We start from the raw sequence: 14380 nt of genomic DNA on the forward strand, positions 1-14380 counted from the left end.
CCCTTAATCGAGCTTGGAATAGAACAAAAATAGATAAAATGCAGCAGATATTACTTTAATAGTTTATTTTGGCACTCAATTTCATTAGTAAGTCTTTAACAAACAGGGTTCCTGATCCTTTATGCATTGATTCCTGAGGTTTATCGGTTGATTTTTCAGGTTTATGCATAGATTATTTTTGTTTATGCATTGATTCTTTTCAGTTAATGAAAAAGCTGTGTCTAGTCTGTGAAAACTATTTTGATTTACGTCTTTACCTGGTCTTATGATGCCCTTTTTCCAAACCACCCTTGATGTTTTTCACCTTCTCTTAACTTAGTTGACCTGTTTCCATTCCTTCCTTATTGAGGTTCGTTCATTGGCTTTATAATGACGTTTTTTTAATATGGTTTTCCAGACGGGTATCATTCTTCCTACTGGAAGTCACTTGTTACTACCTACCTTGAAACACGTTTTCTAGTGGATTCACTGAGAGAGTAGAAAAGATAGGGGCCATTATGAAAAACAGGTCCTATAGACTGCAGGCTTCCCCCATTCTATCGCTTAATCTATAATCCTACTGTCCAGCAATAGCTGAACTGAAATCATAAGAACCAGCTTCAAGCTCATAGACTGCTTTTCCGTCCTTGAACTCGATAAACTTTACTCCCTCAGATTTGGAAATCGGCTTGCCGCTTTCTTTGATGGTTTTGACGCTGCTCGCAGGAATATAAACGGTTGCCGTTGTGTTCGCAGGGACCGCAGCACTGTAGTTTAATGTGCCATTTTTAACTTCCCATTTGCTCTTTATTCGGCCATATACGGAATCATAGTGGCCCTCTGCCCACGTCATGACTCCATCCGGATCCGGGGTTGGCTTTAGGATGAAATGCTTAAAACCAGGATTCTCGGGATCACGTTCGATTCCCAGTGATTCATTGTACATCCATGCGCCTACAGCACCAAAGGAATAGTGGTTGAACGAGTTCATGCTGTTATTGCCGCCGAAGCCGTCCTCCACCGTGTACGAATTCAGCCTTTCCCAAATGGTTGTTGCCCCATTCTTCACTGAATACAGCCATGACGGGTAGGAAGTTTGCTGCAGCAATCGGTAGGCAATATCATCGTATCCGTTATCGGACAGTGCCTGGCTAATCGAAGCTGTGCCAATGAACCCGGTCATCAATGAATACGAAGGACGGGTCACTCCGCTGTCATCGGTGTTTTCACGCATGACTGCTGCTGCAAGATGGTCCGCCGCATGTGGAGTATTCTCTTCATTAAAAATGCCAAGTGCCAATGGCACTGCATAGGAAGCCTGGCTGTCAGCAAGTGTACCATTCGATTTAAGGGTTTTCTTTGTTTTGGCATCCACAAACTTATTATTGAAAAACTCTTTCCGTTCCATATACTTATTCCAATAACCCTCAGCGTCACCTTCATGGCCAAGGGCTTCTGCCGCCTTGGACATAATCCATAAATCATATGCATGGTAGGCAGACCAGAGAATCACATTTTCCGTCTTGCTGCTTTCCGGGCTTAGCCAATCCCCTAATGGGCCTTCATTGATCAAGCCCGTTGCCGGATTAACCCTGGTGTCTAAATAAGCCATGTATTTCTTCATTGAATCATAGTGCTCTTCTAATATCGTAATATCTCCATACTGCTGGTAAGCTTCCCATGGGACGGTCAAGCCTGCACTTCCCCAAAGAATGCCGCCAAAGCCAGGTCCTACAGGAGCAACGTCTGCATATCGTCCTGCAGCACTTTGCATGTCTCGGTTTGCAAGATTATGCCTCCTAAAGAACTGGTTTACATTATCGAGGTAAGTTGCTGTGCGGGAGAAGACGGAAATATCGCCATTCCAGCCCATCCGTTCATTCCGTGCCGGAGTATCGGTCGGGATGGATAGGAAATTGCCCCTCATGGACCAGGTAATATTTTCCCAAAGTTTGTTTACCAGCTGATTCGAAGTCTTGTAGCTTGAATCGATGTCTTTTACTGAACTAATCACCTCTCCCTGGACAGCGTCCAAAGGCAGAGCCTCATCAATACCCGTGATTTCAATATAACGGTAACCATGGAAAGTAAAACGCGGCTGAATTACTTGATCTCCGTCTTTCGCAATATACGTATCCTGGTTTAAGGCCGCACGAAGGTTTTCCTGCATGATCATGCCGACATTATCCTTGGATTCAGGAAGATCTGGATACAATACTTCCGCATATCTCATGGTTATTTTATTTCCGGCAGTCTCGTTTTCCAGCTTGATTTTAGGTACTCCGACCATATTTTGACCCATGTCATAAACATAGACACCTGGGCGGACCTCCGTTACCTTTTGGGCGGTGAGTGTCTTAACCACAGAGGCATTTTCTCCAATTTGCCCGATCAGCTGCATGTTGTCATAGCTAAGGCCAGGTGCGGTTGTGTTACTGTCAAGCGGTACTTCAACAGCTTTTTTCCAGCTGCTGTCATCAAAATCGGCTTTGCTCCATCCCTTTAACTCATTTTCTTTGGTTGCATCATACACTTCTCCCTGGAAGAAGCTTCCGTAAACAACCGGACCTTCATTACTGTATTTCCAGTCTGGATTGGTAGAAATCACTCTTTTGCTGCCATCCTTATAGGTAATCACAAGCTTGGCAAGCAAGGATGATCGGTCTCCGAAGAAGTTCCAGTTGGCCGTAGTAAATGTGGTAGCCCCGCTCCACCAGCCTTCTCCCAGCATCGCACCAATTGCATTAGCCTTCCCTGGTTTAATCATGTTGGTAACATCATAGGTCTGGTACATATGTGTTACATTGTATTGAGTCAGACCTGGATTAAAATAGTCTTCCCCAACCCGTTCACCATTGATATACAATTCGTAAATTCCGCGTGCAGTGGCATAAACCTTCGCACTTTCAATTTGTTTTTTATCGGCTGTAAACTCTTTTCTTAACATTGGCATGGAGTTACTGCTAGGATCAGCCACAACAAAGGAACCATCCTTTTTACCTTCTAAAATGTAGGAACCATTTTTGATCGTAAAACCTGTATTTTTCTTCAAAGCTTCAGAGTAGATGCCGTTATAAGCCTTTCCTTCCAGATCTTCTAGAAATAAAGCATTTTCCGGAGTTCGATAGTTGGTAACTTCCAGGTTTTTATACGAGGCTTTTTGCCCTGCATCCACAAAGAAACCAATATCTGCAAGCATAGGGAAGCTGATATAGTTCCCTCCTGAACCAACCGGATTTAGATTAATGCCGTTGCCTTCGGAAATTTTATTGGCTGCTGCCGTTCCATCGATGTAAATATTGAATATCCCTGAGTTGCCCCAGATATAAAATTTGTGTTCCTTGTATTTATTGTCGACGTTAATCAAACTCAAAGGAACATGATAGCTAAATAAAGGCACCTCTGGAGAGTCTCCTTGCTTGTAGCCAGCTCGGTAGACATTTAACTTAGCTAAACCATTCTCACTTCCGTCTACTTTTGAAATATCCAGTTCAATGTCAATGTAGCTTTCATTCTTTTTCTTCTCGATATTGTAGATGTTCTTATTTTTATCCATCAGTCTAGCATCGTTTGCCCCCAGGATAAAACTCGCTTTAGTTGCTCTTGTCGCTTGATCTAATTGAAGGGAATAATTAACCTTAAACACACTTAAATATTGTGAATATAAAACAAGGTCCTCATCATCTCCTCCAATCCAGGAAGCTCCATCCCAGCCTGATAAATTTGGATCAGGATTCATGAGGCCAGTTTCAAACCAGGAAGTGGATGATGCTTTTTTGTTGCTTTCATCCCATACCGTTACCGTCCAATTGTATCTTGTTGTCGCTTTCAGATCCTTTCCGGCATACCGAATGCCAACAGAAACATCACTTTGGACTTTTTTTGTATCCCATACGACTTTGTTTTTAGAGTCCTTGACTACTACCTGGTAGGCTGTCTGAGAAGCCCCGCGCCTATCAGAATCCATCTGCCAGCTAAAACTCGGTTTTTCAACATCAATCCCCAATGGTGTTGACGTATGATCCACCATTAGATTTGTGACTTTAAATTTACTGCCTTTGGCCAATGCCACTGGACTAAAACTGCTCACAGCCGTGCTTATAATCAGCAGGGTTAATAAGAAAATACTTATTATCCGCTTTGAACCTAGTGAAAATGAATTGTTCATAATAGCCTCCTTTAAAATTTTGCTTCTTTCTGATAAAAATATAAACCTCCTTTTTTGCAGATATGTAATGTTAGGATGAAGCAGCAGACCGCCCTCCTTTCTGCAGAATCGTTCTATACAGATCAGCACTTTGTATGTACTGGTTGTATAAGAGTTTCCGCAAATAGTTGTTAACGCTTTCAATTTTTGTTCGGGTTTTCATTGGCAATAACTGTTGCCCTATTAAAATCTTAATTTATTTTAACTATTCAAAAAAGTAGATAAACTTCAGGTAAGGGGGATAGTTTTCGGGTATTTTAAAAGATACAACGACAATAGAGAATAAGAAAAAGTTCAATCTAGAAACCCTCCACAGCTTCTTATTCCTAAAGAAAGGCAAAAGCCTGCAGATGTAAAAAACTAACTCCACAGGCTTTTCTAAGATTCTCTTAAGAGTATTTAGTTATTAATAAACATCCTTCCACTCAGCGATGTTCTCAGCATCGAACTTGAATGGATCTCCTAGCATGATTTGTGTTCCATCGCCATCTTCAACGACTTCCTGATTTCCAAGGTCACCAGCTTCAAATGTATCGCCAACTTCACCTTTGATCTTCCCTTCCACAAGGGCATGGGCTGTAAAACCAGCTGCTTCTCCGACCTCAATCGGATTCCACAGATACATCCACGGAGAGACACCACTTTCAATATAGCTGGCCATTTCACTAGGCAAACCCAGGCCAGTAAGCTTTACTTTATCCTTTAATCCCTTATCAGTTAACACTTTCCCTGCAGCTGCTATGCCAACGGTTGTTGGCGCAATGATCGCTTTTAGGTCTGGATAAGACTTTAACAATGCTTCTGTTTCGGAAACGCTCTTGTCTCTCAAGTCATCGCCATAGGCTACTTTTACAAGTTCAATATTTTTGTATTCTGGCTTTTCAAGCTCTTTTTTCATCCACTCAATCCAAAGGTTCTGGTTTGTTGCCTGTGATGTGGCACTTAAGACAGCTATTTGCCCTTCGCCGCCAATCATTTCGTTTACTGCTTCAATTTGCACACGGCCGATTCTTTCCGGGTTTGCCTGATTGACGTGAATATGGCGGCTGTTAGCGTTAACCGCTGAATCAACAGACAGGACTTTAATTCCTTGATTCATTGCTTTTTTCAACACCGGCTCCAGTGCATCCTGGTCATTTCCTGCAATGGCAATCGCAGCGACTTTCTGGGTGATAAGCTGTTCAATGATCTGGATCTGGCCTTCGGCGGTTGGCTGGTCTGGTGAACGAAGGATCACTTCGCCGCCAAGCTCCTCAACAGCTGCCTGAAATCCATCCATCATTTTTTCCCCATACGGATTTCCAGTATTTTTAAAAACAAAGGCATATTTCTTTGGACCGCTGCTCTCCTTTTCCCCCTCACTTGCGGCTCCTCCGCTTTGAGGTGTTCCCTGGCTGCAGGCCACAAGAATGGATGAGAGTAAAACAACTGATAAAATGATCGATAAAAATTTCTTCAAGCCTTTTCTCCCCTTTTTTTGACTGTTTTTATTGATACAAAGCAGCTGAGGCTGCTGTATAACCTTGACCTATTTTCGTTTTACAAAAGCTGGCAGCTTGATCTTTGGAACTGCAACTGCAAGGATCAGGAGGATACCCACAATGATCAGAAGTGTTTGCGCCGGAATATTGATCAGCCCCAAACCGTATTGAAGGTAGCCAATGATGAATACTGCAATCACGGTCCCGATGATTCTGCCTTTTCCTCCTGCCGTGCTGACTCCGCCTAATGCGGCCATGGCAATTACATCCAGCTCATACATGGTTGCTACATTTGGCCTTGTGCTTCCCATCCTGGAAGCAAGGAACAGTGCGGTCAGGCCAGCCATAAGACCTGCAAGGGTGAATACAATGATTTTAATTTTATCCACCTTGACCCCCGAAAAGCGGCTGGCAGTTGGGTTTTTGCCCATCGCAAAGACTTCGCGCCCAAAGGTCGTTTTATGAAGGAGGAATCCGAAAAGGATTGCCATAATGATAAATAAGATAAGAATGAAGGGGATTCCGAATACATAACCCCAGCCAAAGAATCCAAACCATTCAGGGAAATTGCCTGATGCCTGGTCTTCAAGGATGACGTACGCGATTCCTCGATAGAGAATCATCGTTCCCAAAGTGACAATAACGGCGGACAGTTCCTTGAACTTTACAATCAGCAGGCCATTGATAAACCCACAAAGCGCACCAACTGCCAGGCAAATCACAACAGCAAGCTCCATTGGAACACCCAGGCTGTTATACATCGTCGCCATCACAACTGATGATAAGGCGACGGTTGAACCAACAGAAATATCAATGTCACGAAGAATCATGATCATGGCCATCGGGAACACGATATAGGCCTTATCCATGAATATCATCGTGCCGTCACGCAAACTCGCATAATTGAGGAAATACGGAGAAAGACTGGCGTTGATCATCATGACGGCGATTAAGATAATGACAAGCATCCATTCCCATTGAAGGAAAAATCCTTTAAGACTGAAATCTTTCTTATCGAGGAGATTTCGCTGAATATATCCTTGCTTATCAAGTGCTGTTCTCTGTTCCATGACTTATATTTTCCTCCTCATGAGATTATTGCGGTCAACACCTCTTTTGACGAGCGTGTTAATGATAACAGCAACGAGGATGATCAGACCCTGGATCCCTGTTTGCCAGAACGGTGATACATTCAATAATGGCAAGGCATTGTTCAAGATTCCAAGCAGAACCGACCCGAGGATGATTCCTGAAATCTTGCCGGATCCCCCAGCGATGCTCACCCCGCCTAGTATACAGGCAGCGATAACAGTCAATTCGTAGCCAGATGCCGTATCCCCCTGAGCAGAGGCAAACTTTGAAACCCAAAGAACGCCTGAAAGACCTGCAAACCCTCCCATAATCGTATAAACGAGCAGAAGGATCCGGCCTTCCTTGATTCCGCTGACTTTTGCCGAATCAGGGTTGCTGCCCACTGCATAAATCTGCCGTCCCGTTCTTGTATGATTAATAAGGTAGTAGAATAACAGGTAGATAACGATTGCAATAACAATTAAATTATTAAGGCCAAAGGTTTTTCCGGTTGCAATTGAGACAAAGCTTTCCGGCATTTGATAGGATGAAATCCATTCCCCGCCGCTGATTTTAAATGTGACTCCTCGGTATATGTTCATCATGGCCAATGTCGCGATGATCGGAAGCAGGCCGACCTTGGCAATTAAAATTCCATTAACAGCGCCGCAAGCCATCCCGATGACAATCCCCATTAGAATGACGACAAACGGATTTAAGTTTTGATTGGCACTGACAGCCTGCGCCGCAATCATTCCTGAAAAAGCGATGGTGGAACCTATCGATAAATCAATTCCTCTTGTTACAAGCACCAGCATCATTCCCAGTGCCAAAATACTCAAGATCGCTGTGTTTGTAATCATGTCATTGATATTTTCCCCGCTTAAAAAGCTGGGGTTGCGCAGCTGGACTGCAAGAGAAAGAATGACAATGAACGCTAGTAATCCCAGCTCCCTGAACTTATAAATATTGGCCAGCTTAGATGTCTTTTTCACTGGTGACTGGAGCTGTGCAGAGTTTTGTATGACATTCTCGGGCATATGCTTCACCTCTTTTGTGATAAGAAAGGGCTTTTAATACCCTTTCAATAATTCTTCATTAGACAACCTGCTCTTTGATTTCACTCATAGCCGCCTCAAGAATCACTTCTTGTGTGGCCTCTTTTTTATCTATTACCTTCGTGATTCTTCCTTCCCTCATGACAACGATTCGGTCACTCATTCCTAATATTTCTGGCATTTCTGAAGAAATCATGATAATTCCATAGCCTTGCGCTGCCAGATTATTGATAATTTCATAGATTGCGGATTTTGCCCCGACATCCACTCCTTTTGTGGGCTCATCAAGGATGATAATCTCGAGATCCGCAGTCAGCAGCTTTGCTACGGCTACCTTTTGCTGGTTCCCTCCAGAAAGCGAGCTTACCAGATCGAAAATGCTGTTCGCCTTCACATTTACTTTTTCAGCTAATTTTTTCGCAAGGGAGGCCTCTTTTTTTTCGTTTAACCAGCCTTTGCTCGACAGGTCTTTTAAAGCTGGAAGGGTAATGTTCCGCCCAATCCCCCAGTCCAGCACCAGCCCCTGCAGCTGCCGGTCTTCAGGCAAATACCCGATCCCAAGGTTCATGGCTTCCTTTGGGTTCCTCACTCTAATTTTTTGTCCCTTTAGATAAACTTCTCCATTGTCATAAGTGGTGATTCCAAAAAGTGACTGGCATACTTCCGTTCGACCTGCACCTACCAGTCCGGTTAATCCAAGAATCTCTCCCTTGTTGAGGGTAAAGGAAATGTCTGCGTAATAGCCCATTTTCCCCAGGTTTTTTACCTCCAGCAGTTTTTCGCCAGCTTTATTCTTCTTGTGTGGATATACCTGGGTGATTTCACGGCCGACCATAGCCACAATCAGCTGGTCATTGGTGATTTCATTCACTCCCCATGATCCAATGTACCTGGAATCTCTGAATACCGTCACCTGGCTGGCCAGCCGGTACATGTCTTCGAAGCGGTGGGAAATAAAAATGATGGATGCTCCCTGATCTCTCAGGCGCTCGGTAATTTTATATAACTCTTCACTTTCCCTGGCTGTTAAAGCAGCTGTTGGTTCGTCCATGATGATAATTTTTGCTTTTGTTGAAATCGCCTTGGCAATCTCAACAATCTGCTGCTGGGCGACACTGAGGGAACCCATTTCGGTCTTTGGATCAATGGAAGACCCTAAATCCTGCAAAATTGCTTTTGCTTCAGCATGCATTTCCTTCCATCGCAGCCGCTTGGTTGTTTTATGAACCTTTTCATGACCCATGAAGATATTTTCTGTTACGCTTAAGTCCGGATAATTGGTCACATGCTGATAAATAGCAGCTATCCCTTTGTTCTGGGCATCCTTTGGATTCGCAAATTGCACCTTCTCCCCGTACAGGAACATTTCACCCTCATTTGGGGCATGGACCCCGGTGATCACCTTAATAAAGGTAGACTTGCCGGCCCCGTTCTCCCCCATCAAAGCATGGATTTCTCCAGCCTTCAGCTTAAAATGCACATTATCAAGAGCTTTTACACCGGGAAATTTCTTTGTAATCCCTCTCAGCTCGAGAACATATTCTGACATGCTATCACTCCTACATGTTTGAGATTGCTTACTCCCGTCCTTTCAATCTATTAAAGAACAATTAGTAGTCCTTCCGACTAAAAGCGCTTACATACATCTTAATAAACCTTTAGCTATTGTAGTAGGAGACGTTTTTCGGTTTAGGGGGATGATTTTCTGCTGTTTTGAAAATTACTGGCCGCGAATGGCAACAGCGAGGAATAAAAGCGGAAGAGAAAGAGATATAAAAAAACTTCCTAAAAAAGGAAGTTAATGTTGCTCAAATAAAATACTCTCTTTATACTTTGACGGTGTTTCTCCATATTGCTTTTTAAATAATTTTGTGAAATATTTCGTGTCGGTATACCCAACCATTTCAGAAATCGCATATATTTTAAAGTTTGAACTGACTAAAAGCATCCGTGCTTTTTCCATCCTGATCCTGGTTACATAGTCCAGAACGGTTTCCCCAGTCTGGCTTTTAAAATACTCGCAAAAATAAGTCGGATTCAAATAAACCTCGCTGGCGATTTTTTGAATCGTTATGTTTTGGTCAAGATGATCCCGGATCCATCTTTTCGCAACTTCAATTGGATCTGCACTCTGTGTTTCAGATTTTTGCTCCATTATGGCGAGTACCTTTTTAACCCACTCATATACTTCGTTCCGCAGTTCAATTAAATTAACCATTTTTTTGGTTAAACCAAATACCTCTTTCATAAGTGGGAATTCGGCTCTGCCCTGGTTATTTTTAATCATGTAATTAATGATCTGAATGCCCAGCAAGTGCAAAGAATGCTCGATTTCCTCCGGTGAACTCAGGGATTGTATCCTATTAAGGAATCCCATTATTTCATTCTTCGTTTTCTCCGGATTCCTGCTGTCCAGCGAATAGATGATTCGATTAATCTGATGTTCTGCCTCTTTGCTGTCCATTCCTTTTTTGTTCATCTTCAATTGATTGATGGCTTCAGAAGAAAAGATCCGATTGCCGCCATAGAGCAGGCGGAACTGGATATAAGTAAGAAGTTCATCCTTTAAACTAGGCAGTAAGGCAAGGTCATTGATCTTCCGGCTCACAGCAATCGAACAAGTAAAAGGCGTGTACCTTTTAATATTCAATCGCAGCTCATCTGCGAACTGAAGTCCGCCCTCATCAATTGATAAGTCCCCCTTCCCTTCCTGTGCATGAAGGAGCAGCCAGAATGATAAATCTTCTCCCTTCCATCTCCACGTATGAATGGAGGAACGCACAAGGTTTCCCCTCATTTCTTCATACATATTTTCAATGGCAAATGTCCAGGCATTCCAGTCGTCTTTTTCAAAGGCTTTTGACTTGCTCAACAGGTTATCCAGACCGACATACATGAGCACATACTCGCCGTTGGGAAAATCCTTTGTCCATTCTAGAAGGGAAAGGTCTATATCCTGTTTCCAGGTGACTTCACTTAACATCTGCGTTTGTTTAACATGGGTGAATTGTGAGGCTTTTGACTCAATTTCTTCCAGCCGCAGGGAGTCATTCCACTCAGCGTGAATTTTTTCTTTGATCTTCCTCAGCTGTGACTTGAAGTCATCGCGGTCAATCGGTTTAATCATGTAATCACTGGCACCTTCACGAATCGCGGTCTGCAGGAACTGGAAGTCATCAAATCCACTTATCACCATCGCGTGAAAGGCCGATAATTCTTTTAATCTTTTAATGAGCGTCAGTCCATCCATGCCAGGCATCTTGACGTCAGTAATCAGCAGGTCAAAGGGAATCTCCTCTTCTTGAATCGCTGTTAAACATTCATCTCCGCTGCTGAAGCTTCCAGCCACTTCCCATTCTTCCTCATTCGAAAGGACCAGTCGTTCCACTCCGCGCCTCAGCCTTGCTTCGTCATCGACAATGATGGCTCTTATTTTCCTAGGCACTTTCCACACCCCCACTTATATTTGCAGCTTGCTCACCTGTCAGCATGGGAATCTTAATGATAACCTCTGTACCTTCATGGATCTTGCTCTTTATTTCCAGACCATAGGGATCGCCAAAGATCATGGCAATTCTTGCATGGACATTTCTTAATCCAAAACCTGAATTCCGTCCGGCCATTGGATCTTTCCCTAGTAATCCATTTAATTTCGACAGCACTGTCTCGTCGATTCCAGGGCCGTTATCCTTTACCTTGATCATCAGCTCATTATTGGCTGTTTTACGGATAAAAATTTGGATTACACAGGTTTGATATTCTTCAAGTCCATATTTAATCGCGTTTTCAATAATCGGCTGCAGAATGAACTTCGGCGTATAATAGCGATTTGTATCAATTTCTTCGTAAATCTCGAAATGAATCCGATCTTCAAATCGAAATTTTTGAATGGTCAAGTAATTATTCGTATGTAGGACTTCAAAGGAAATCGGGACGACACGGTCCTTATTATTAAGTGAGTATCTTAACATCCGACCCAATAGCGTCACCATTTTGACGACAACTTCTGTCTCTTCTTCCTCAACTGCATATCCTATGGTTTCAAGTGTGTTGTACATAAAATGGGGATTAATTTGAGATTGCAGCGCATAAAGCTCCGCATCCTTTTGCCGCAATTCAATCTGATAATTCTTTTTTATTAATTGGTTAATTTCCTGCATCATTGAATTAAAGCTCTTGGCAAGGGTACCGACTTCATCCCTTGAATCAATCAGAAGGTCGACATTAAAATTCCCTTTTTCTACTTGTTTCATCAGTTTCGCAAGCTTGTTTAAAGGATTGGATACATTCCATGCCAGCAGGATCGAAATCCCAATGCTGAGGAGCACGACGAGAATAAAAACAATGATTGTCCCATTTCGTACAGCATCGGCTTCCTGGGTTAAATCACTTAAGGGAATGCTATGGAATATTTTCCAGTCGTTGCCTTGAAAATCCGCCGTGCTAATCAAGTCGTTATCCGCCAGTCCAGTTGTCCGAAAGCTGCCATTGATCCTCGGATATTCGGAATACTTGTCATCAAACTTGCCAATGAATTCAGGATCGGTATGAAAGAAAATCCTTCCCGCGGAATCCGTCATCCATATACTTGACTGTCCTTCTTCTTTTAAGTTACTTAAGGCTTTTTCAAAAAATGTCAGTTCAACAGCGATAAGCATGGTTCCCAGGTTTTCCTGGTTCTCAAAGTCCCTTAATTGCTTCATCAATAAAATAAAGGGCGGGTTCCCCTTGAATTTGAGGTTTGTTTCGTAAGGAAGGAGAACCTCTTCTTTCCCTTCCAAATCGAGATCCTGTCCATAAGGCAGGAATGAAGACTCTAATCCCAATCCGCTATACGTGACCTTTGTACTCTTATACAGCCTGTTTTTTGAGAGCAGGAAGACGCCCAGAATATCAGAATTTCCTCCATTAATATAGGTTCTTGACAGAAAGCTGTTCACCAAAAATTCATCTCTTAATAAATTGGATTTGCTTTGGTAGGAATCCTTTCTGAGGATTTCGATCACCTGGGGTGAATTATACAAAGAATCGGGCAGCCGTTTCATTTCATCTAAATGATGATCAATATTTCCATTAGCCTGCTCCAAAAGCTTGGGAATGTATTCTCCTACCTGTTCTTCAACCGAGTTCGTATACTGGCTATACGCTACATAGCCCAGCACAGAAATCGGGATGACAGTCAGAAGGAGATAGGTAATCATCAGCTTGGTCATTAATTTATAATTTCTCAGCCTTACATGTCTAAAAATCATATTGGTCCACATTATCCTTAGTAAAATCGATCGGTTCTCCCATTGTCACCACATCATCCAGCATCCGGATCTTCCCTACTCCCGGAATTTCCTGATTGTCATAAGGGTGGACTCCAGTTGCCATATTCTTGCTTAGGGCAACAGTGAGATAGCCAAGTTTTTTAGGACTCCACAGCGTAATGATCTGAGCTGACCCATCTTTTAGATATTCATTCATCGGGTTTGGCGGAGATAGTCCAACAACAGCTATTTTCCCCGCCTTCCCCGCTTCCTTGACCGCTTGTGCAGCAGCTGGCGGCCCAACGGACGAATTGCCGATAATACCTTTCAGCTGTGGATGGTCCTTGATGAGCTTCTGGGCAATTAAATAGGCTTTATTCGGATTGTCATCTGTGGCTGCAATTGTGACTAATTTCATATTAGGGTAATATTCCTTTTGGTGCTGCTGAATCCATTTCAGCCATTCATTTAAATTTGAGGCTGAATTTGCCCCTGTCATAATGGCAAATTCCCCTTGTTCGCCTACATTCCACGCCAGAGTGTCCATTAAGTGCCGGCCTAAGGTTTCCGGATTTACCATGTTGATAAAAAAGTCCCTGCCTTCCTGGAGCGTATCAGCATCCCAGGTGATGACCTTAATTTGATGGTTCTGTGCCTTTTTTAAGACGGGAATCAGCTTTTCGGGGTCATTGGCTGAAACTGCAATCACGTCAATCTCTTCATTTTCAATCAGTTCATCAATGATTTTTATTTGCTGTTTCGAATCGGCCACAGTAGGTCCTTTGTAAATGACCTTGACTCCGAGTTCTCTTCCTGCTTCTATGGCGCCCTCTTCCACAGCATTAAAATAAGGAATATTAATCACCTTTGGAATTATCGCAACCGTGTATTCGGTTAAGTGCTGTTCTTCATCCCCTTGCTGTGATGGCCTATTATTAAAAACCACTTTATATTCATCGGTGTTTGCCGCGCCCAAACTGCAACCGCTTACAAATAAAAACAAAAGGACATTAAAGGAAAATAGTTTTTTTATCATTATTTGCCCCCTCCCCTTTTGTGCGACTTTATATCTATTCAGATAATATCATATGTTTTTATTGTTTTGAATTATCTATTCACTATTATTCACGGTGGTTCTTTTTGCTTAAGACTAGATTCTATTTTACCGTAGCAATGTCCTAAAAAGGAGTGTCCGAGGATCCTAAGTAAACATGTACGTTTCTAACTGGCAAAAGTTTTTACAGTATAATAAACAAATTTAAGTATGCTGAAGTAAATTTCTTTCCTGCACAGTACATAATTTCCTTGCCTTTTGGAAAAACTAGCCTTAAT

Annotated in this window: 8 protein-coding genes; all 8 read right to left on the reverse strand. The window is 42.7% G+C overall.

The window, feature by feature from the left end; genetic code table 11:
• Positions 1–556 precede the first annotated feature (556 nt).
• Positions 557–4147: a family 78 glycoside hydrolase catalytic domain gene (locus EV146_RS09245; RefSeq protein WP_132005041.1), complete on the reverse strand. Its 3591-nt coding sequence runs from the start codon at positions 4145–4147 to the stop codon at positions 557–559.
• 445 nt (positions 4148–4592) lie between these two features.
• A complete protein-coding gene (gene rhaS, locus EV146_RS09250; RefSeq protein ID WP_121613694.1) occupies positions 4593–5645 on the reverse strand; it encodes a rhamnose ABC transporter substrate-binding protein in 1053 nt (350 codons plus the stop codon).
• 69 nt (positions 5646–5714) lie between these two features.
• Positions 5715–6737, reverse strand: a complete 1023-nt coding sequence (locus EV146_RS09255; RefSeq protein WP_132005044.1) for an ABC transporter permease — start codon at positions 6735–6737, stop codon at positions 5715–5717.
• Positions 6738–6740: 3 nt separating this feature from the next.
• Entirely contained in the window at positions 6741–7778 is a 1038-nt protein-coding gene (locus EV146_RS09260) for an ABC transporter permease (RefSeq protein WP_132005047.1), read from the reverse strand.
• Positions 7779–7836: 58 nt separating this feature from the next.
• A complete protein-coding gene (locus EV146_RS09265; protein ID WP_132005050.1) occupies positions 7837–9345 on the reverse strand; it encodes a sugar ABC transporter ATP-binding protein in 1509 nt (502 codons plus the stop codon).
• A 249-nt stretch (positions 9346–9594) separates the two neighbouring features.
• A complete protein-coding gene (locus EV146_RS09270) occupies positions 9595–11241 on the reverse strand; it encodes a response regulator (RefSeq protein ID WP_158287060.1) in 1647 nt (548 codons plus the stop codon).
• The gene (locus tag EV146_RS09275) at positions 11234–13048 is read right to left on the reverse strand and encodes a sensor histidine kinase (protein ID WP_158287061.1); all 1815 of its coding nucleotides are present in this window, start codon (positions 13046–13048) and stop codon (positions 11234–11236) included. The genes EV146_RS09270 and EV146_RS09275 overlap by 8 nt, the downstream gene beginning before the upstream one ends.
• Entirely contained in the window at positions 13038–14084 is a 1047-nt protein-coding gene (locus tag EV146_RS09280; protein WP_132005059.1) for an autoinducer 2 ABC transporter substrate-binding protein, read from the reverse strand. Before EV146_RS09280 ends, EV146_RS09275 begins: the two co-directional genes overlap by 11 nt.
• Positions 14085–14380 lie beyond the last annotated feature (296 nt).

This window comes from Mesobacillus foraminis (assembly GCF_004340465.1).
Classification (GTDB): domain Bacteria; phylum Bacillota; class Bacilli; order Bacillales; family Cytobacillaceae; genus Mesobacillus_B; species Mesobacillus_B foraminis.